The following is a 21,680-nucleotide window of genomic DNA, read 5'->3' on the forward strand; positions in this document are numbered from 1 at the left end:
AAAATATACCAAGTTAAAAAAATTTTTCTTTAACTTTTCTTAAAAAGGAGTGATATTGGTGGGCTAATTGGTAAAAATCATCTACTGAGGAAAACCCTTGCTGAGATTGAGCTAACCAGAGATGGGTTAAGGGATAAAAATACCTGGTCTGTTCCAGTTTGGAAGTTAATTTTAAGTGAAATAAAGAAATTTTTTGTTTTCTTTTGGTAAGGGGATAGGCACTTATGCTTCTTAGTTGTTCTTTAAAAAGAAAAAAATAACTTTCTATTTCTGAAAGTTCTTGTTTTAGCTTATCATCTAGTTTTAATGCTACAAAATTATGCTTATTTTTAAAATCTAAATTATTAACTAAAAAATTAAAATAAAAAAAGTGAAAAAAAGACATATTGAGATATCTTTTATCCTTATTATGATTTAAATTTTCTAAAAAATAAGTATTATTTAAAAATGTTGTTTTATAAATTCTACTATTTAAGGATAAGGATTTATATTCTTTATCCAGGACAAGTTTAATTGCTAAAATAACATCTTCTGGTTGTATAGCATATCTACACTTATAATCATTACATACTTGATCAAAATTACAGGGATGGCAATCTAAATTAGGCTCTAAGCAAATACAATCTTCTAAATAAGGTCCTGTATCCCAGGCCTGGGCAGTAGCCAAAAAAAGAGCTACTACTTTTAAATTAGTTCCTGCAGCAAGATGCATGGTGCCTGTATCATTGGTAAGTAAAAGAGTAAGCTGGCTTAAAATAGCTTGCAGGTCCTTAAGCTCAGTCTTGCCCACAAGGTTAAAATGGGAATAATCTGCCAATTGTTCAAACCTGTTAGCCAGTTCTATTTCGCTCTCAGTACCCAGCAACACTGGAATAAGTTTAAATTTTTGGAGGCAAATTTTTCCCACCCTGACAAAATAAGCCACAGGCCATCTTCTTTTATTGTCACTTGCTCCCAGTTGAAAGCCTATTAGCCCATATCCTGGGGGTAAGTGGAAAAATTTCTTCCATTTTCCAATACTATCCTCAGAGGTAGCTCTTAGCTCTAGTCTTACGTTTGCTTGTTTTTGGGAATCTACAATCCCTAAATAAAGGTCTATTAGGTTTATAGGAGAAGCCTCTCTAAATTTAGAAGAAGCTTGTAAAAAAGCTGCCCAGCTATTGTTGTAGGTACTAAATCCCCATTTATCCAAGGCAAAGCCCAGAGTCTCCTTTCCCAAAACCAGAGTCAAAATTTTAGCAGACAAAGAAGGAGTTAAATTGATAACCTGTTCAGGCTGAAAGTCCCTTTTTATTCGCTCTAAAGAAGCAAAAAGCTGTTCAAGGCCTTTCCACCACTTATCTTTACTCAAAGAAGCTAAAATCTCTCCTCCAGGAAAGGTATAAATTTTATCCACATACTGCAAAAGCCTGGCTGCCGCTTGAAAATTTTCCAGACACAATAAAGCAACCTCTTTTCCCTGCTGGTGTAGATAAGAAAAAAGAGGCTGGCTCTGGATAATATCTCCAAACCTCGTCAAATTTATGACCAAAATTCTTTTAGACATGTTCCAATTGCAAACGGCCAAAATAGGCCTGTCCCAAAGAAATACAACCATCATTGGGTGGAAGTTGTTGGTGGAGCAATAACTTTACCTGTTTTTGGGTAAGGTTGCTGATTAAAAGTTTATTTAGAGAAATATTTTGCATCACTCCCCCACTAAATCCTAAAAACTCCACTCCCATTTTTTTAGCAAAATGGACGCCAAGTTCAGTAAGAATTTGAGCAATGGTTAAATGAAAACGCCTGCTTATTTGAGCAGGACTTACCTGGTCTTTGATATCCCTGATAATTTGTTGAAATAGAAAAAGGGTATCCACTACAAGAAGGTCTTCTTTTTCTATGGTCTTCCAGGTATAGATTTTCTTTTCCTGAACATCTTGAATCTTTTCCAGCCTAATAGCTGCCTGTCCTTCGTAGGAAATGTGCTTAACAAGCCCAAGAAGCGCTGCCACTCCATCAAAAATCCGCCCCAGACTAGAAGACCAGGGAGTGTTTATTTGCTTTTCCAGCATAGAAAAGAGTAATTGCAGGTTGTTTAAATTGTACTTCTTCCAGGGCCAGTTATAATCCATATCTTCCTGTAACAACCAAAGTACTCCCAAGGCTATACGCCAGGGCTCTAAAACAGCCTTTTCTCCTCCTGGCAAAGGCAAAGGGCTAAAGGAAACAAGCCTTTTCCTCTCCAGGTTTTCTGCTTCTACATAAAGCAATTCTCCGCCCCAGATATTCCCATCTTCTCCCAAACCAGTACCATCTACAGCCCAACCCAGAAGAGGAGTTTGGAGTTTATGCTCTGCCAATAAAGCATAAAGGTGGGCATAATGATGCTGCAAACTAAAAAGAGGGATATTTTTTTCTTTAGCATATTCCTGGGCAAAAGAGCTACTAAGATAGTCTGGATGTAAATCTCTCACTACTGCTTTGGGAGATACTTCCAGGATATTTTCCAGATGTTTTACAATTTCTAAAAAAAACTCATAGGTTTCCAAATTTTTTAAGTCTCCTATATGTTGAGAGACAAAAGCCTGGTTGTCCTTTAAAAAGCAAATTGTATTTTTTAACTCCGGTCCAACTCCTAAAATACTTTCACCTTTTTTAGAAAGAAAAATAGGAGTAGGTACATATCCTCTAGCTTTTCTAAAAAACAATCTCCTCTCTTTATCCATTCTAACTACACTATCATCACACCTAATAAGAATATCTCGATTGTGAAATAAAAAGTAATCAGCTATTAAACTTAACCTGGAAAAGGCTTCTCTATTTCCAAGACTTATGGGTTCAGAAGAGCTATTACCAGAAGTCATAACCAAAACAGGAAAATTATCTTTAAAATCATATTGTCTTAAAAAATAAAAAAGTAACATATGCAAAGGAGTATAAGGAAGCATTATGCCCAAGGTATTGGTATCTTCTGAAATATTATCAGGCAAAAAAGAAGATTCTTTTTTATCCAGAACCACTATAGGATGAGCCAGGCCAAGCAATTCTTTTTCTTCCCAGGCATTGACCAGACACAGGGACTTTATTTGCTCCAGATTCTCCACCATTAAAGCCAAAGACTTATGCGGCCTTTTTTTACGCTTTCTAAGTAAATCCACTACCTTTTCCTCTCTGGCTTCACAGGCCAGGTGAAAGCCTCCCAGTCCTTTTAGGGCTAAAATTTTCCCTTTTAAAATTAGTTGTGCAGTAAGCTCCAAAGCTTCTCTTCCCCTTGCCAACTCTTTGCCCTCTCTATCTACTAACCATACCTCTGGGCCACACTCGGGACAGGCATTTGGCTGGGCATGAAATCTTCGATCCAAAGGATTTTCATATTCTTCTTGGCACCTGGCACAAAGGGGGAAACAGGCCATAGAAGTTTGGGGCCTATCATAAGGTATGGAACGCGTAATGGTGTACCTTGGGCCACAATTAGTACAGTTGGTAAAAGGATATAAAAACCTTCTATTCTCAGGATTAAAAATATCTTTTCTGCAATCAGCACAAGTAGCCACATCTGGACTAATAAGCACATTGTGTCCCTGGCCCTTTTCACTGGCAACAATCCTAAAATCTGTTTCTTCTGCAACCAGACCTATATTTCTGCTCTTTAAATCTACAATTTCAGCTAAAGGTGGTAATTCCTGAACTAATTTTTGCTGAAAACATTCTACCTTTCTCTTTTCTCCTTGCACTTCAATCACTACACCCAGAGAAGAATTCTTTACCCACCCAGTAAGATCTAGTTCTTTGGCTAATTTATAAATAAAAGGTCTAAATCCAACTCCCTGCACTCTTCCATTGACAATAAACTCTTTTCTGGTCACAAATAAGTCTCCTGGTATTTTTTGTTTGGTAAACTAAAAATAAAAAAACAAAAGGAAAAGCAAGTGAATACCACAAAAAACTATAGCTTAGAAGAAATCCAAGCTATTTATCAGCAAATAACCCAAAACCAGGAGGTGGTAAACCTATTAAATGCCGTTTTCCACCCTTTGGTTCTCACCCTGCCTAATAGACAGGTCGTATTTGCCAATAAAAGTTTTGAAAACTATCTCCAGGTTAAACATCAGGATATCCTGGGCCAATACCTGGGAAAAATCCTGGGCTGCGTAAATCCTCAAGAACTGGATGCATGCTGTGGAGAAACTCTATACTGTGCTTATTGTGGGGCCAACAAAACATTTCAGGCTTTAGAACAAGAAGATCAATACTCCACTGAGTGTCATATATTAAGTAAAAGAGATAGTACCATAGATAGTTTTGACTTAAAAATAGACGGTAAAAAAATATATATAAAAGGAATAAGTTTATATTTATTAAACATAACTGATATAAAAAATAAACTTAGAAGATTAGCTTTAAGAAATTATATCCTATATAAATCAATAGATTCTATATCTGCAATCAACCTGTCAATAGATTTTGCTAAGGAAAAATGTAAGAACAAATATTTAGATAATGCTAACTTAGAGATAAAAAAAATAGTAAACAATCTAAAAAAATATAGAATAATAGCTGAAGCTGAAGAAAATAAAATAACTCCTAATCTATCTTTTTTCTCTTCTCTTGGCATATTAAATAAAACCATAAACAAGCTAGGTAAATTATTAGAAGAAGATATTGAAAGAATAGTTGTAACAGATGAAAGTGAAGATGTTGAATTCTGGTCTGATTTTGATTTACTTGAAATGATCCTAGAAAGTATGCTGATAAATGCTTTACACTACAGCAGAGAAAAGGTACTATGTGGAACTAAAGAAGTAGAAGAAAGAATAATTTTTTGGGTTGAAAACAAAGGAAGACTAGAAGAAGAAGTAGAAGCCAGGATTTTTAAACCCTTTATCAGCGAGCAAGGATTAGTAACTGGAGTAGGAACTTACTTAATCAAACTCTTAGGAGAAGGGATTTTAAAAGGAAAGGCCTGGCTGGAAACAGATAAAAAACAGGAAAAAATAGTTTTTTACTTTAGTCTTCCCAAATTACAAGAAGATGAGTAAATTTATTAAGATAATAGAAGCCAGGCAAAATAATTTAAAAAATATAAACTTATCTATTCCCAGAAATAAATTAGTGGTTATTTGTGGACCTTCTGGCTCTGGAAAATCTACCTTAGCCTTTGACATTGTCTATGCTGAAGGACAAAGAAGATACATAGAATCCATTTCAGCTTATGCCAGGCAATTTTTACCCAAATTAGATAAACCCAAGGTAAAGAAAATAGAAGGTCTGTCTCCGTCTATTGCTATAGAACAACACTCTTTAAGTAAAAATCCTCGTTCAACCATTGGCACAACTACAGAAATCTACGATTTTTTAAGGGTTTTTTTTGCCCGTCTGGGTATACCTCATTGTCCCCAGTGTGGAAAACCCATTGTGCCTCAAAGCAGTGACCAGATCCTAGACCAAATTCTTAAACTCCCGGAAGGCACTAAATTTTTTCTCTTAAGTCCCTTAAAAGAAAATCAAAAAGGCAGTTTTAAGGATCTTTTTATCCGTTTAAAAAAGCAAGGATTTGTAAGAATAAGGTTGGATAATAAAATTTATACCCTGGATAATCCCCCTGTTTTAGATAAAAACAAAAAACACACCCTGGAACTGATTGTCGACAGATTGATAAAAAAGAAAGGCATTGCCAAAAGACTGGCAGATTCCCTTGAGTTAGCCTTAAAAATGGGAGAAGGTAGAGTAAAACTCTTTTTAGTAGATGAAAATAAATCCATTTATTTTTCCACTCAATCCCATTGTCCAGAGTGTAAAATATCCTTACCCAACATTACACCCCAACTTTTTTCCTTTAATAGTCCTCAGGGAGCATGTCCCAGATGTTCAGGGCTGGGAAGTGTAGATTATTTTGAACCTCATCTTATAATACCCAATGAAAATTTAAGTTTAAAAGAAGGAGCTATTCTTGCCTGGAGAAAAAGCAAACTTTTAACTAAATACAAAGACATTATCTTAAGCATAGGAAAAAAATATAAATTTGACCTGGACACTTCTTTAAATCAATTTTCCCCTCAAGCAAAACAGGTGCTTTTATATGGAGATAGCAATTGGCCAGGAGTGATTAATATTGTAGAACAGTTGTACCAAAAGGATTTTTATTGGCATCAACAATTAAAAATCTTTTTAAATTCTCATACCTGTCCAGAATGCAAGGGCAGTCGCTTAAAAAAAGAAGCCTTGAGCGTAAAAATAAATGATTTAAATATTTTTGACATCACCAACCTTTCCATAGAAAACCTTTTTTCTTTTCTCCAGAATCTAAACTTTTCCCAGGAACAAGAAAAAATAGCCCTTCCTCTTTTAGAAGAAATTTTATCCAGATTGTCCTTTTTAAAGAATGTGGGACTCAACTATTTAAGTTTAGCCAGAACAATGTCCTCCTTATCCGGAGGGGAAGCCCAAAGAATTAGACTGGCCTCCCAGCTGGGCACCGGGCTGGTTGGAGTAACCTATGTCCTGGATGAACCTACCATAGGCCTTCATCCTCAAGACAATCAAAAACTCATTCAAACCTTAAAGGAACTTCAAAAAAAGGGGAATAGTGTGCTGGTGGTAGAGCACGATCAGGAGACCATTTTAACTGCAGACCATATAATAGAACTAGGGCCAGGTTCTGGAGAGCACGGAGGAGAAGTTGTTTTTCAGGGCAATCCTCAAGAACTACTGCAAAGCAATACCCTTACAGCCAGATACCTAAAAAAAGAACTCTCCATTGAAACCTATTACTCTAAAAGAAAACCCCAAAACTTTATTACCCTGAAAAATGTTTCTACCAACAACCTAAAAAATATTAACTGCTCTTTTCCTCTGGGTTTGCTCACTGTAGTTACAGGAGTTTCAGGCTCAGGAAAAAGCTCCCTGGTGGTAGATACCCTTTATAAGCACCTGGCTATCTTAAAGGGAGAAAAGGTTAACAATCCTGGAAAAGTAGAAAAAATAATAGGTGCTGAGCAAGTAGATAAGGTATTGGTTATTGACCAAACGCCTATAGGCAGGACCCCTCGTTCCAACCCTGCAACCTATACCCAAGTCTTTGATGAAATAAGAAAAATATTTGCCAATACTCTGGAAGCCAAGAAAAAAGGATATACTCCTGCTCGCTTTAGCTTTAATTTAAAAGGTGGTAGATGTGAAGCCTGTGCAGGAGAAGGACAAATCAAGGTAGAAATGCATTTTTTACCCGATGTTTATATTACCTGTGAAGTTTGTAAAGGGAAGAGATACAATAGAGAAACTTTAGACATATTTTATAAAGGCTTAAATATACACGATGTCTTAAACCTGACAGTTGAAGAAGCCAAAAAAATATTTTCAAATCATCAAAGTTTAGTTAACAAATTGAACTTACTGGAGGAAGTTGGTTTAGACTATTTAAGGCTTGGTCAGCCAGCTACTACTTTAAGTGGTGGAGAAGCTCAAAGAATTAAACTGGCCAGAGAATTAAGTAAAAAAACCCTTCCCAGGACACTTTACATTCTGGATGAACCAACCACAGGATTACATATTCATGAAGTGGGTAAATTGATAAAAGTATTGCATAAATTGGTGGAAAAAGGAGCAACAGTTATTTTAATAGAACATAACCTGGATGTAATAAAGTGTGCAGACTACATCATTGACCTAGGACCAGGAGGAGGAGAATTTGGAGGAGAAATTATGGCCACAGGCTCTCCAGCAGAAATTAAGAACAACCCCAACTCTCTTACAGCCAGATTTTTATAACTATTTTTTCTTTTTTTTATCTGCAATTACCTTGGTCAAACCGGCAAAAAACCCACTTAAAATGCCCAGGGCCAGAGCTCTGGCAGGGTCAAAACCAAACCAGCTGGCAATAAGCCCAATAGAGCCTCCGACAATAACAGCTCTAAACAAAACTTCACTTTTAGACATAGGTACTTCTCCATGGATAAAATAAAAAAAGATTTACGCACCCTTTTGCTCGCCAAGAGAAACCAGCTACTTCCTTCTCAAGTAGCAGAAAAAAGCAAATCCATTACCAACTTAGTTTTAAAATATTTCCCTCTTTCTTCTTCAGAAAGAGTTTTTCTTTATCTTCCAATAAGAAAGGAAGTCAATACCTGGTATTTAATTGAAAATTATTGGAAAAATAAGATTGAAGTTTTTTTACCCTGTTGTAAAGAAGAATTTGGACTAATGCATTTTTATAAACTGGAAGATAAAAAACAACTTCAAACTGGTAAATTCAATATACCAGAACCCCGTACAGATATATGCACTCCCTATTTAGGTACTCCTCCCAGGATTATATTTTTACCAGGAGTAGGTTTTGACTGGAATAGGTATAGGCTTGGATATGGAGGAGGATACTATGATAGACTTTTAGCTAAAGATGATTTTAAATCAACTCTCAAAATAGGTCTTGCCTATCACTTTCAAATTGTAAATAAACTACCTAAAGATAAATGGGATATGCCTGTAGATGTAATTATTACTGAAAAAGGAATTTTTTAAAATGAAAAATCCAGTTTTTTTAAGCTTTCAATTTCCTAATTTAAACAAAGTAAAAGTTTACTTTGGCACCAGAATAGGAGGCCAAAGTAAAAACAATTATTCCTCGCTCAACCTATCCTTAGAAGTAGGAGATGACTCCCAGGATGTCCTGTCCAATCGCAGGTCAGTAAAAAATACTCTTCAGTTAAAATACTGGCTGGAGTTAAAACAAGTACATGGAGATAAAATTCACCTTTTTACCCAACAAAGGGAAGACTTTTTTTCTGGCCCTGAGCTAGAGGGAGACGGCCTTTTTACTACTCAGTCCAAAACAGGTTTATTCATTAAAACTGCTGATTGTCAGCCCATCTTTTTTACAGATAAAAAGCAAAAATTTATTGGAGCCTTACACTGTGGTTGGCGAGGAAATACCCTAAATTTTCCCCAAAATGGCCTAAAATTTTTTATTCAAAATTTTAAACTCTCTCCCCAAGATGTTCTGGTGGTAAGAGGACCAAGTCTGGGGCCCTGTTGTGCAGAATTTAAAAACTATAAAGATTACTGGCCACAGGAGTTCTGGCCATATTTTAGTCCTGAAGAAAAAATAAATCTCTGGCAACTTACCCAAGAACAAATAAAAAGCACAGGCATTCCTGAAGAAAATATTTTTTCCCTGGACATATGCACCAGATGTAATATCCACTTATTTTTTTCTTATAGACGAAATAAAAATTGTGGGAGACTGGGAAACTTTATAGTATTAGTCGATTAAATTATAATTCTTTAGTTTTCTATACAAATAAGTTCTTTCCAGACCTATATTTCTGGACATCTCAGAAATATTGCCTTTAAATTTTTGTAAACTTTTCTCTAAAAATAACCTTTCAAAATTACTTCTCGCTTCTTTAAAATCAGCAGGAAATGCTTCCCAAAAATCCTGCTCCTGAAAAGAACTACTTCCTCTTATTTCTCCAGGCAAATCTTCTGAACCAACTATTTTCCCAGCATATAAAATATACATCCTTTCAATAAAGTTTTTAAGTTCTCTTACATTTCCAGGCCAGGAATATTCCTGCAACAGAGACAGGGCTTCACTAGAAAATTTCAGGGGCTTAAAATTATGCTCTTGACTGAGAAAATTTACAAACTCTTCTATTAAAAGCGGGATATCTTCTTTTCTTTCTCGTAAAGGAGGAACTTCTAGGGGAAACACCTTTAAGCGAAAATATAAGTCCTGCCTAAAATTCCCCTTTTTTATTTCTGCTTCCAGATCTTTGTTGGTAGCAGCAATAACCCTGACATCCACTTGAATTGTCTTACTCCCCCCCACTCTTTCAAAACACTGTTCCTGTAAAATGCGTAAGATTTTGGCCTGAGTCTTAAGGCTCATATCTCCTATTTCATCTAAAAACAAAGTGCCTTTATGCGCCAGTTCAAACTTACCTTTCTTAGCTTCTAAGGCACCGGTAAAGGCACCTTTTTCATGCCCAAAAAGTTCTGATTCTATGAGTTCTTCTGGAATAGCTGCACAATTGACCGCTATCAAAGGATAATTGGCTCTTTTACTTTGATTATGAATGGACCTGGCCACGATCTCTTTTCCTGTGCCATTCTCACCAGTAATCAAAACCCAGGTATCAGTAGGGGCTACCTGGGCAATCAATTTTTTGAGTTGACGAATTTTAGGGGATTTTCCAGTAATTTCCTGGACCCTGGAAGCACTGATTTTAGCCCTTAGTTCCCTATTTTCCTTTCTAAGCCTCCCTATCTCCAGCCCCTTTTGCACGACCAAAAGCACCTTTTCCAGAGATAAAGGCTTTTCAATAAAATCATAAGCACCCAGCTTTATGGCTTTTACTGCTGTTTCAATGGTTCCATGTCCAGAAATCATTACCACAGGTAAGTCTGAATTAAACTTTAAAATCTCCTGTAAAATCTCCAGGCCATCTTTACCCGGCAACCAGATATCCAAAAAAACAAAATCACAATCTTTTAATTTGGTTAACCCTTCTTCGCCACTTTCTGCCTCCAGAACTTCATATCCTTCGTCTTCTAAAATACCTCTTAGAGAAAAGCGAATGTCTTCTTCATCATCTATAATCAATATCCTATACATCTTTTCCTCACTATACAGGAAGCTCTAGGACAAAAATACTTCCCTTAGGAGTATTTTCTCTGACCCTTATATAACCATGATGGTCATTAATAATTGTCTTTACAATAGCCAGTCCCAAGCCTGTACCACCTTTTTTCTTGGAAAAATAAGGTTCAAAAATTCTACTTCTTTCTTCCACAGACATGCCAGGACCTGTATCCTTTATTTCTATGAACACCTTATCCAGGGCCTGTTCAAAAAAGACTTCTGTACTAATCATCTTTTCTTTGCTTTCACTTAAAGCTTCTACAGCATTTAAATAAATATTTATAAATACCCTTTTAAGGGCTTCTCTATCAAACCTAAAAGGAGGAATTTCTGTTTTACAAGAAAATTCCCAATTTATATCTCTATAAGTATTTTTAAAGTCTTCCAGAATTTCTTCCAGCAAGGGAACGAGATAGTCTTTGCGTAAATTTACTTCTGGAAGCTTCGCAAAACTGGAAAAGTCTTTAACCAGTTCCTGTAAGTGATCTACCTGCCGAATAATCAAGCTGGTACACTCATAAAAGGCCTTATCTTCTATTTGAGTTAAAAATTTCTTCTGCAACCTCTGGGCAGAAAGTTTAATAGGAGTAAGGGGATTTTTAATCTCATGGGCAATTCTTCTGGCAACTTCTTTCCAGGCAGCAAGCCTTTGCATCTTTTCCAGTTCAGAAATATCTTCAAACACAACCACAATACCACCCATTTCCCCAACTTCTTTTAACTTAACTGCACTAACCAGAAGTTTAACAACTCTATTATTTATTTCCAGATCCATCTGTCTTTGCCATTGAGAAGAAGGGAAATTGTTTAATTGCTCCCAGACTTCAGAAAACAACTCTCTATAATCAGCACTTAACAATTCCCAGGGTCTTTTGCCTATAACCTGCTCCTTGGATAGGTCTAAAATATTTTCTGCAGCTTTATTTACTGTACTAATTTCTCCTCTTGAATTTAAAGAAATTACCCCTGCGGTAATATTATTTAAAACTGCCTGAATATAACTATTTTGACTAGCCAGTTCTAAATTTTTTTGAGCCAAACGCCTGTTCACTTCATTGAGATTTTCCTGGCTTTTACGCAAATCCCTGGCCATGGAGTTAAAGGAACGCACCAATAAGCCAAGTTCATCATCTGCACTGTCCTCTAAAAAGACATCCAGGTCCCCCCTAGCTATGCGTTGAGTACCAATGGCCAGAGCCTGAACAGGCGCTGAAATCTCTCTGGAAAGCTTAAAACCAAACCAGGTAGAGCCAAAAATAATCACCAGAGTCATAATCCCCAAAGTAGTATAAAGACCAGCCTTAATGGGCTGCTTTAGGCTCTTTAAATTCTTATATTCTTCCAAACCCTTGGCTATATAGTCTAGTTTTAACCACAAACCCTGCTCCAGGGTCTCGCCTACCACTAAATATCCTGTTTTACCCTTATCTACAGGCCAGATACCCACCATCAAATCCCCATCTTCAGCAGGATAAATGGCTGTAAAATAAGTAGGTTCTAAATCCTTTTTTCGCTCAAATACTTCTGCTTTGATTTTAGGCCAAAACTTATCCCAGGATGCGTTAGCATGCCAATTTTGCTCTCTTCCTTGAGGAGTAAGCACCCCAACCAAACTCAATCCATATTCTTTTTGCTTTAATACTAAAAAGCGGTCCATTCCTTTACCGCCCCATAAAAATTCTTGTTCCCGTATTTGATCTACAAGTAAGCCGGCAATTTTTTGTAATCTTTTTTGAGAAGAACTATAAAAAGTCTGGGCTACTTCTAAAGATTTATCTAAAGAGGTCTCTATTTGGGTTTGAAACCAGAAATCTACAGAAGTTTGCACCAAACGCACAGCAATAAAAAACATTAGCAGGGTAGGAATAACAGAAAGAGAAAAAAAGACTAGAACTAACCTGGTTCTTAGTTTAGAACCTAAAACCTTTCTTCTTCTTTCTATAAGTAATCTAAATACATTACGAATAACTAAAAAAAGTACTACTAACAGTAAAATTAAATTAAGATTAAACAGAGCTAAGAAAAGATAGGAGTTTACTCCAAAAAACTTTAATTCTACCCAGGTAAGACCTAGAATTAAAAAAACACCTCCAACAGCAGCAAATAACTCCCTCTGTCTTCGCTTTCTTTCTTTAGTATCTTTAGGATTTACTTCTATCTTTTTTAACATAGATTAATAATTAATTTCCATTTCATAGTAATAAGGACCACTTAAATTAAAATTCCAGAAAAATAAAATCTTTTTTAACCAGTTAGGTATTTTTCTAGCGGTTATTTCTGTTTCCACTATTACTTTGTAGGTAAACCCTTTATCTATTTTATACCAGGGACCTAGACTTAGTTTAAAAACTTTAATTGAATTAACTAAAGTAGTAAAATTAGAATAATTTCTTTTTATTCCATCTTTTATTAAAACATATTCATTTTTTATCATGTCTTTTTTTATAACTATATTTACTTTTTTTTCTGAAATTTTTGAATCAAAAAATAATATTTTACTTTTAACTACTTCAACTTTAATATCAATAAAAATACTATCTCCCAAATCTACATATTTATTTAAAATATCCTGTTCATTTAAATTAATCTGAAAATCTAAATTTATATTTCCATTTAAATTGTCAATACTTAAATTATATATTTCAAAAGCTAAACTATTACCAATAAAAACAAAGTACATTAATAAAAATAGAAAAATATTTTTCATATTTTACCCTCAACTTTAATTATTAAATAACTTTTGCAAAATAAACCTGAGGTTAGTATATCGCTTATCCAGACCTTTTTTATTTAATCCAATAAATAAGGCTTTTTTAGACCCTATTAAAACAGCTAGTTTACGCGCTCTGGTTAAGCCAGTATAAATCAAATTCCTTTGTAAAAGCACAAAGTGCTGGGTTGCCAAGACCATTACGATTACAGGAAATTCACTTCCTTGAGATTTGTGAATACTTACAGCATAGGCCAGACTAAGTTCCTCCAGGTCTTCTCTAGAGTAGAGTACTTTTTGTCCATCAAAATCCACTTCCAGACTACCTTCTTCTGGCCAAACCCGGGTAATAAATCCCAAATCCCCATTAAAAACCTGTTTTTCGTAATTATTGGCTAGCTGAATAACCCTATCCCCTTCAGAAAAATAAATTTGCCCTCTTTTTATTCTTTTGTTTTTACCAGAATTTAACCTGGCTTGCAAAGCCTGATTTAAACTTATGGTCCCCAATTCGCCTTTATGCATAGGAGTTAAAACCTGTACCTCTTTTTTGGGATCAAAACCATAGATTTTAGGAATCCTTTCACTGACCATTTTAAGGACTAACTCTTTGCTGGCCACAGGATCTTCTTTTTCTATCCAAAAAAAATCAGAATAAGGAGCCTCGAGTTTACTTTTAAGGGGTAATTTGCCTTCATTAATGCGGTGGGCATTGAGCACAATAAAACTTTCTTTAGCTTGTCTGAAAATCGAAGTTAGTCTTTTGCTGGCAATGGTTTCACTTTCTAAAAGGTCACTTAATACATTGCCCGGCCCAATAGCAGGCAACTGATTGATATCCCCAATTAAAATCAATCGACAGGTAAGAGGCAAAGCCCTGAGTAAAGCCAAAAATAACGGCGCATCAAGCATGGAAACCTCGTCCACAATAACCACTTCAGCCTTTAGTTTGTTTTCTTCTCCCAGCTCAAATCCACCTTCAGGTTTAGCCTTAAGTAAACGATGAATGGTGCTGGCCGGGAAATAAGTGGACTCTTCCAGCCTCTTAGCAGCTCTGCCAGTAGGTGCACAAAGTTTAATTTTATAATCCTGGGTTTGAAAAAGCTTTACTATAATTTTAGTAATAGTGGTTTTACCTGTACCAGGACCTCCGGTGAGAATGAATACTTTGTTTTCCAAGGCTAACCTTACAGCTTCTCTTTGCTCTGGAGTCAAATTTATCTTTTGTTCCTGTTCTACTTTTTTTATCTTTTCTTCCAAATTCTTTAACTGAATGTTCGGTAAAGGAAAGGTAGCCAAATGATAGATTCTAGAAGCAAGTTCTTGTTCCAGGGAATAAAAATAACTTAAATAAACAGCCTTTTTTAGCCCCTGCTCCTTTAAATCCAGGATAAAAATTTTCTTTTGAGCTGCCATTTCTTCCAAAGCAGATAAAATTACTTCTTCTTCTACTTCTAAAAGATCCTTTAGTAATTCTACTAATTCTTCCTGAGGGTAAAAAAGATTTCCCTTTTCAGCCAACTCTTTTAGTAAATAAAAAACTCCTGCTTCCAGACGAAAAAAAGAGTCTTTACTAAGCCCTAATTTCAGGGCCATACTATCAGCTCGTTTAAAACCAATTCCCCGAATATCTTTGGCCAGGGTGTAGGGATTTTGCTTAATTTTAGCAATGGCTTCTTGACCATACTTATTGATAATTTTTTGCACATAGCCTGTAGAAATCCCATGTGACTGGAGAAAAAGTACCAGATTACGAAGATTTTGCTGGCTCTTCCAGGAACTTACAATTTGCTCTAGCTTTTTAGGACCAATTCCCTCTATTTGCAAAAGTTCTTCTGGTGAATCATCAAGCACCTCTAAAACCCTACTACCAAAGGCTTCTATTAACTTTTCTCCTGTTTTTTCCCCAATTCCTTTAATTAAATTGGAGGTTAAAAATCCCTTGATTCCTTCCAAACTTACAAGTTCTTTGCGCACTGCTTCTTCTACCCAAAACTGCCGTCCATACTTAGGATGATTTTTCCACTTCCCCTTTAGTTCCAGCTCTTCTCCAGGATACAACTCCCCCAAATACCCACAAGCAGTAATATTCTCTTCTTTTAAATGAAAAAGAAAGGCAGTATATCCATTGTCCTGAGAATAAAAAAAGATCTTTTTTACTTCTCCCTTTAAAACTTCCATGAACCACCTATTGTTATTTTTCTATAAGTCTTGTATTTTACCTTTAACTATGCTTAAAAACAAGATTAAAAAGAGGGAAAATTTTCACCTTCAAGGAGTGCAATATGCATGAAGTTATTATCATAGGCTCTGGTCCAGCAGGCTTGTCTGCAGCCATTTATACCAGTAGAGGCGGAGCCAAAACTTTGGTTTTAGGCTGTAATCCCAAAGTAGCAGGAGAATATGTCATTGACAATTATTTTGGCTTTCCTGAGCCCATTCTGGGCAAAGACCTAATTGCCCGTGGAATAAGACAGGCAGAAAAATTTGGAGCAACTATAAAGTGTGAAAAGGTTGTAGCCATTCATCAGCAAGAAAAGTTTTTTGAAGTAAAAACAACCACTAACCTCTACTCAAGCCAGACTATCATTCTAGCTACAGGAGTAAGCAGAATAAGGCCTGGCATCAAAAATCTAAAGGAATATGAAGGCAAAGGAGTCTCCTATTGCGTAAGTTGTGATGGATATTTCTTTAAAAATCAAAAGGTAATGGTTGTAGGTGAAGGGGCCTTTGCTGCCAACCAGGCCCTTGAGCTTCTGGAATATACTCCCTTTGTAAGCCTTTGCACCCAGGGAAAAGACTTAAACATCCCTGAAAATTTTTTGGAAAAGCTAAAAAAACACAACATTGAAATCTTACAAGAAAAAATAGAATCTCTGGAAGGTAAAGAGACCCTGGAAAAGGTCAATTTCTCCAATGGACAAAGTCAGGAAGTAGCAGGCTTATTTATAGCTATGGGTGAAGCCAGTTCCCTTGATTTTGCCTATTCTCTGGGGTTAATTACTAAGGGTAATTTTATTGAAGCAGATTGCGAACAAAAAACCAATATTCCAGGGGTATTTGCGGCTGGAGATTGTGTGGGTAGATTTTTACAAATAAGCGTGGCTGTAGGAGAAGGGGCTATTGCTGGAAAATCAGCCCTAACTTATTTGAAAAATAAAAAATAACTATATTTAAGGAGATTAACCCCTTAATAGTCTAAAATAGACTGATTTAATTCTTGTTTATACAATCTCCACTGGGGTAAAAATAAGTCCAGAAGGGATTTAAAACGTTTATTATGGCTTTTTTCCAGAAAATGAACTAACTCATGGACTATTACATATTCTAAATGTTCGAGAGGCCTTTTTATTAACTCTAAATTAATCCAGATCCTTCTGGCATAAAAATTACAACTTCCCCACCTGGTTTTCATCTTTTTTATTCTTACTTCTCTTGCTTTTACTCCAATTATCTTTTCCCATTTAGGTACTACCCTTTCTAACTCTTTTTTTAATTCCTTCCTTAACCAATTTTCATAATATTTTTGTTTTTGCTCCAAGGTATAATTTGAAGGAACATAAAAATATATGTGTTTTTTATCAACTATCTCTATTCTACTTCTTTTAGCATCTTTTAGCTTTAAAATATATTTTTTACCTTTAAAATAATGAACCTCGTTAGAAACATATTCTTTTGTTTTTATTTCTTGATGTTTGATTTTTTCTATATTCTTTTTTATCAACTTATATTTACTAAGCACAAAAGACTTTATAAAATCCTCAGAAACATTTTTAGGAGCTGATACTCTTACCTTTCCATCTGGAGGTAAAATGCTTAAATAAATGTTTTTTATATTCTTTTTTAAAATTAAAACTTTTATATCTTTAATTATCAAATTCACTTTAAAAAACTCTTGCTTTATATCTTATCTTGTAAATAAAAAACCAACAATCTAGCCTTTTAACCCATATATTTTTTAGCCATTTTTCTATCTCCTGATTTTTAATCAACCCAACAAACGAATACCTACTTACTTTACATAAAAAATTCAATTTATTTTAACTTAGAACCTTTTGACTTTTAACCTCATTCTTTTTAAATTCTTCCCATGCAAAAACTTGGCTTCATCTTTTTTGCTGGCGGTTTAGGAGCTCTTAGTCGGTATTTCCTGTCAGGAGTAGTTTATCGCTTTCTCCACCCTCCCTTTCCCTATGGAACTTTTATAGTAAATATCCTGGGTTGTTTTCTTTTTGGTTTTATTTTTGAACTGGCAGATAAAAAAGTATTTATTTCTTCAGAATTAAAAACCATACTCTTAGTTGGTTTTATGGGTGCCTTTACCACCTTTTCTTCGTTTATTTTTGAGTGTTTCCAGCTAACCAAAAATCAGGAATGGTTATTCTTAACCTTAAACTTTTTAGGGCAAACCATTTTAGGATTTATTTTTCTTTTTTTAGGAATTATCCTAGCCAGATTAATTTAATAAGGGGATAACAATGTCTTCTTTTAAAATGCTCCGTATCTATCTTGGAGAATCAGACAAGTATAAAAACAAAAATTTATATGAATATATCCTTAATTTAGCTAAAGAACATAACCTAAAAGGAGCTACTGTCATTAGGGGTATAGCTGGATTTGGCTCCAATTCTTACATTCATACCACTAACATACTGCGTTTATCAGAAGACTTACCTATAATCATTGAAATTATAGATGAAGAAAATAAAATATTTTCTTTTTTAGAAATAATAAAAACTTTTTTTAAAGAAGGGACAATTGTGCTTCTGGATATAGAAAAATCTTATCATTTTCCTATACTAGCAAAAGACATAATGATTAAAAAATTAATAAGTGTAGAAGAAAATGAAAATTTAAATAGCATTCTTAATCTTATCCTAAAAAATAAAGTAAAATTTTTGCCAGTAATAAAAGATAAAACCTTACAAGGAGTTATCACTGGAAAGGATATTTTAGAAAAAATAGATTTAAAGCTAAAAATAAACTTAACTTATGAAGATTTAAACAAAGAAATACAATACATGGTAGAAAAGCAAAAACTATCCTTAACAGCCAAAGACCTGATGCAAAGAAAAGTAAAAGTAGGTTATCCTCAATGGAAGCTGGATAAAATTTTACACTTTATGTTTGAGAATAAAATAAAAAGATTGCCCATTGTTAATTCCAATTTTGAACTTCTAGGTCTAATAACCAGGACTGATATCTTGAGCTACCTAGCCCACTATACCTCTCCTAAAAGCAGTTTAAACCTGTCCTTAAAAAGTGGTACAACTGCCAAAGAACTGGCTACCTTGGACCTACCTACTTTCAGTCCAGAGGAAAAAATAGAAAAGGCTATTGCTGACATCCTTAAATCTCCCCTTAAAATGGGTGTATGTCTAAATGAGAAAAAAGAAATAAAAGGAGTTGTTTTTGATTCTGACCTTATAAAATACTTTATAGATGACAGCTCCAATTTGTTAAATAGGTTAAAAAATATTTTTGGCTCCCTGGATAAAGAAAAATATTTAAAAGATATAATGCGCACAGATTTTATATCTGTCTTGCCAGAAGAAAATTTGGGGACAATTATTCATATTTTTAAAGATAAGGGAATAAAGAGACTTATTGTTATGGATGAAGAAAAAAAATTTCAAGGAGTTGTAGAAAGAGATAACATCTTGAATAAATTGCTCTAAAAAACCAACTTACCTATTTAAAATAAAAAGCGCTGCTAAAAAAACAGCGCTTTTTATTTTTCTTATTTTTTAACAAATTCTAACTATCCAGTTCCAAAGCTCTGGTTAACAGGTTTTCCAAAGCTTTTGCTGCTTCACTTTCAGGTTTGGTCTTGATGTACACATAACCTTCCTCCCCTGCCCTTACAATCTCTGGGTCCAGAGGGATTTTGGTTATAAAAGGCACTTTCATTTCCTGAGCCAATTTTTCTCCTCCACCTTCACTAAAAATATCCACTTTTTCTCCACATTTGGGGCAAACAAAGCCACTCATGTTTTCCACAATCCCCAAAATGGGATTGCCCAGTTGCACACAAAAGGTAATAGACCTGCGTACATCATCTATGGCTACGCCCTGGGGAGTGGTTACAATCACAGCATAGGAGTCATTTCCCAAAAGCTGCATTACACTTAAAGGCTCGTCCCCTGTTCCCGGAGGGCAATCCACAATCAAGTAATCCAAATCACCCCAGGTAACATCCTCTAAAAACTGACGAATAAGCCCAATTTTTACTGGCCCACGCCAGATAACAGCCTCATATTGAGAAGGTAGTAAAAAGCCCAGAGACATCACCCACAAATTCTTGCCCCAGGGCACAGGTTCCATAAATCCCTTTTCCACATGTGGTTGAGTGCCCTGCAAACTAAGCAACCTGGGTACAGAGGGACCATGTACATCTACATCCAATAACCCAACTTTTTTACCCTTTAAGGCCAATCCTACTGCCAGATTTACGGCAACAGTACTTTTACCAACTCCACCTTTACCTGAAAGCACTACTATTTTATGTTTAATTCTACATAATACCTTTTTAATTTTATCTTCTTTTTCCTGACCAGAAAGGCACTTATCCTTTTTAGCACAGCTAGAACACTTTTCTTCAGCCATTATTTCCTCCCTTCATAACTCTTTTCTAGTTTTCTATAAATAGCTTCTATTTCTTCACTGGCTTTAGCAATGGGTACTTCTATTTTTTCTCCTGTATTTCTAAGTTTTACTTCTACAATACCTCGCTCAATACCTTTTGCCCCCACAATTACTTGCAAAGGAATCCCTATTAAATCCCCATCTTTAAACTTAAATCCAGGCCTTTCATCTCTATCATCCAGCAAACAATCCAGTTTTTTACCTTTTAAATCCCTGTAAATATCTTCAGCCAAAGCCAGAACTCTGCTTTCCTTTGGATTTAAAGCAATAATCAAACAATCAAAGGGAGCAATGGGAGTTGGGAAAATAATTCCATTTTCATCATGGTTTTGTTCTATACAGGCAGCCAGAACTCTACTTACCCCTATACCATAACAACCCATAATCATTGGTTTTTCTTTACCATTTTCATCCAAAAAGGTCGCCCGCAGCGCTTCACTATACTTGGTGCCCAGTTTAAAGATATGTCCTACTTCTATTCCTTTGGTAAGGCTAAGGTTTCCACCACAACGAGGGCACTTATCACCCTCAACTACATTTCTAAGATCTAGGTATTCCTTAATTCTGGCATCCCGTTGAGGGTCAAAATGTTTAAAATGGGTATCTTTTTTATTGGCTCCAATTACATAATCACTATCCAAAGCCACTTCCAGATCAGCATAAAGTTCATCCACTTCTAAACCTACAGGTCCAGCAAATCCCACAGGTGCTTTGGACCATTCTTCCACTTCTGCAGGAGTGGCCAGACGAATTTCCTGGGCTTTTAATTTGTTTTTTAATTTTACTTCATTTAACTCCCTATCGCCCCGAATTAAAACAGCCACTTTTCTATCATCTACCCTATAAAGCAAAGTCTTTAAAATCTTTTGAGCTGGCACCTTTAAAAACTTGGCCACCTCTTCTACGGTATGTTGGTTGGGAGTGAGCACCTCTTCCAGTTCTGCCACCTTGCCCTGTTTATTTTCTTGCTTTTCTAACTTTACTTCTGCCTTTTCCAGATTGGCTGCATAGGAACAATCAGAGCAAATAGCGATGGTATCTTCTCCTGTATTGGCCAAAACCATAAACTCATGGGAAAAGTTTCCCCCAATCTGGCCCGTATCTGCTTCCACTGCTCTAAACTTTAATCCCAGTCTAGAAAATATACTGGAATAAGCCTCATACATGTTTTCGTAGCTCTTGTTAGCTCCTTCGTCGTCTTTGTCAAAGGAATAGCCATCCTTCATGATAAATTCTCTGCCTCGCATAAGTCCAAAACGAGGCCTAATTTCATCTCTAAACTTGGTCTGAATCTGATAGAGATTTAAAGGAAGTTGCCTATAGGATTTTACCTCGCCTCGAATCAAATCTGTAACCACTTCTTCATGAGTAGGGCCAAGGCAATAGTCTCTCTCGTGCCTGTCCTTAAATCGAAGCAGTTCCTTGCCATAAGCATTCCAGCGTCCAGATTCCTGCCAGAGTTCTCCAGGTTGTACACTAGGCATTAAGATTTCAATAGCTCCAAAGCGCTCCATTTCCTCTCGAATAATCTGAGAAATCTTCTGTAAAGAACGCAAGCCCAAAGGCAAATAAGTATAAATTCCAGAAGTAAGTTTTCTAATCATTCCTGCTCTAAGCAAAAGCTTATGACTTATAACTTCTGCTTCTGCAGGGTCTTCCTTTAAAGTGGGAATATAATATCTAGACCAATACATTATTCATCCT

The 21,680-nt window shown here is 35.5% G+C and carries 17 protein-coding genes; 7 read left to right on the top strand and 10 right to left on the bottom strand.

Annotated elements, in window-relative coordinates; translation table 11 throughout:
* Positions 1-13 precede the first annotated feature (13 nt).
* Positions 14-1,546, bottom strand: coding sequence for a glycosyltransferase family 9 protein (locus ACTCIM_RS00305; RefSeq protein WP_472313212.1), 1,533 nt, complete (start codon positions 1,544-1,546; stop codon positions 14-16).
* The gene (hypF, locus tag ACTCIM_RS00310) at positions 1,539-3,848 is read right to left on the bottom strand and encodes a carbamoyltransferase HypF (RefSeq protein ID WP_472313214.1); all 2,310 of its coding nucleotides are present in this window, start codon (positions 3,846-3,848) and stop codon (positions 1,539-1,541) included. The genes ACTCIM_RS00305 and hypF overlap by 8 nt, the downstream gene beginning before the upstream one ends.
* A 63-nt stretch (positions 3,849-3,911) precedes the next feature.
* Between hypF and ACTCIM_RS00315 the strand changes: the two genes are divergently transcribed.
* Together ACTCIM_RS00315 and uvrA are read left to right on the top strand one after the other, a co-directional pair.
* Positions 3,912-5,021 (top strand): hypothetical protein, encoded by a 1,110-nt coding sequence (locus ACTCIM_RS00315; protein WP_472313215.1) that lies wholly within the window; start codon positions 3,912-3,914, stop codon positions 5,019-5,021.
* Positions 5,014-7,749, top strand: a complete 2,736-nt coding sequence (gene uvrA, locus ACTCIM_RS00320) for an excinuclease ABC subunit UvrA (RefSeq protein ID WP_472313216.1) — start codon at positions 5,014-5,016, stop codon at positions 7,747-7,749. The genes ACTCIM_RS00315 and uvrA overlap by 8 nt, the downstream gene beginning before the upstream one ends.
* Here the strand turns inward: uvrA and ACTCIM_RS00325 are convergent, their stop codons facing one another.
* Positions 7,750-7,917 (bottom strand): hypothetical protein, encoded by a 168-nt coding sequence (locus tag ACTCIM_RS00325; RefSeq protein ID WP_472313217.1) that lies wholly within the window; start codon positions 7,915-7,917, stop codon positions 7,750-7,752.
* 12 nt (positions 7,918-7,929) lie between these two features.
* Between ACTCIM_RS00325 and ACTCIM_RS00330 the strand changes: the two genes are divergently transcribed.
* Both ACTCIM_RS00330 and ACTCIM_RS00335 read left to right on the top strand, forming a co-directional pair.
* Complete coding sequence (locus ACTCIM_RS00330) at positions 7,930-8,499, top strand: 5-formyltetrahydrofolate cyclo-ligase (protein ID WP_472313218.1); 570 nt, start codon at positions 7,930-7,932, stop codon at positions 8,497-8,499.
* Between the two features lies 1 nt (position 8,500).
* The gene (locus ACTCIM_RS00335) at positions 8,501-9,250 is read left to right on the top strand and encodes a purine nucleoside phosphorylase YfiH/LACC1 family protein (RefSeq protein ID WP_472313219.1); all 750 of its coding nucleotides are present in this window, start codon (positions 8,501-8,503) and stop codon (positions 9,248-9,250) included.
* On the opposite strand, the gene ACTCIM_RS00340 is transcribed toward ACTCIM_RS00335, so the two are convergent.
* The 4 genes from ACTCIM_RS00340 to recD2 are packed head-to-tail and all read right to left on the bottom strand — an operon-like array spanning position 9,239 to position 15,512.
* Positions 9,239-10,594 carry a sigma-54-dependent transcriptional regulator gene (locus tag ACTCIM_RS00340; RefSeq protein WP_472313220.1) on the bottom strand — a complete coding sequence of 452 codons (1,356 nt, stop codon included), beginning with the start codon at positions 10,592-10,594 and terminating at the stop codon, positions 9,239-9,241. The two genes, ACTCIM_RS00335 and ACTCIM_RS00340, sit on opposite strands and share 12 nt — an antisense overlap.
* 10 nt (positions 10,595-10,604) lie before the next feature.
* Positions 10,605-12,791 (bottom strand): sensor histidine kinase, encoded by a 2,187-nt coding sequence (locus tag ACTCIM_RS00345; RefSeq protein ID WP_472313222.1) that lies wholly within the window; start codon positions 12,789-12,791, stop codon positions 10,605-10,607.
* A 3-nt stretch (positions 12,792-12,794) separates the two neighbouring features.
* Positions 12,795-13,328 (bottom strand): DUF4390 domain-containing protein, encoded by a 534-nt coding sequence (locus tag ACTCIM_RS00350; RefSeq protein ID WP_472313224.1) that lies wholly within the window; start codon positions 13,326-13,328, stop codon positions 12,795-12,797.
* A 15-nt stretch (positions 13,329-13,343) separates the two neighbouring features.
* Positions 13,344-15,512, bottom strand: a complete 2,169-nt coding sequence (recD2, locus tag ACTCIM_RS00355; RefSeq protein ID WP_472313225.1) for an SF1B family DNA helicase RecD2 — start codon at positions 15,510-15,512, stop codon at positions 13,344-13,346.
* 104 nt (positions 15,513-15,616) lie between these two features.
* On the opposite strand from recD2, the gene ACTCIM_RS00360 reads away from it, so the two are divergent.
* Entirely contained in the window at positions 15,617-16,498 is an 882-nt protein-coding gene (locus ACTCIM_RS00360; RefSeq protein WP_472313226.1) for an NAD(P)/FAD-dependent oxidoreductase, read from the top strand.
* A gap of 23 nt (positions 16,499-16,521) precedes the next feature.
* On the opposite strand, the gene ACTCIM_RS00365 is transcribed toward ACTCIM_RS00360, so the two are convergent.
* The gene (locus tag ACTCIM_RS00365; protein WP_472313227.1) at positions 16,522-17,214 is read right to left on the bottom strand and encodes a M48 family metallopeptidase; all 693 of its coding nucleotides are present in this window, start codon (positions 17,212-17,214) and stop codon (positions 16,522-16,524) included.
* Between the two features lie 207 nt (positions 17,215-17,421).
* Between ACTCIM_RS00365 and crcB the strand changes: the two genes are divergently transcribed.
* Positions 17,422-17,796, top strand: a complete 375-nt coding sequence (crcB, locus tag ACTCIM_RS00370) for a fluoride efflux transporter CrcB (RefSeq protein WP_472313228.1) — start codon at positions 17,422-17,424, stop codon at positions 17,794-17,796.
* Positions 17,797-17,809: 13 nt separating this feature from the next.
* Positions 17,810-19,009: a DUF190 domain-containing protein gene (locus tag ACTCIM_RS00375; RefSeq protein WP_472313229.1), complete on the top strand. Its 1,200-nt coding sequence runs from the start codon at positions 17,810-17,812 to the stop codon at positions 19,007-19,009.
* A gap of 79 nt (positions 19,010-19,088) precedes the next feature.
* On the opposite strand, the gene ACTCIM_RS00380 is transcribed toward ACTCIM_RS00375, so the two are convergent.
* Together ACTCIM_RS00380 and ACTCIM_RS00385 are read right to left on the bottom strand one after the other, a co-directional pair.
* Positions 19,089-19,937, bottom strand: a complete 849-nt coding sequence (locus ACTCIM_RS00380; protein ID WP_472313230.1) for a P-loop NTPase — start codon at positions 19,935-19,937, stop codon at positions 19,089-19,091.
* Positions 19,937-21,670, bottom strand: a complete 1,734-nt coding sequence (locus ACTCIM_RS00385) for a proline--tRNA ligase (protein WP_464279726.1) — start codon at positions 21,668-21,670, stop codon at positions 19,937-19,939. Before ACTCIM_RS00385 ends, ACTCIM_RS00380 begins: the two co-directional genes overlap by 1 nt.
* Positions 21,671-21,680 lie beyond the last annotated feature (10 nt).

The organism is Desulfonauticus sp., assembly GCF_055126295.1.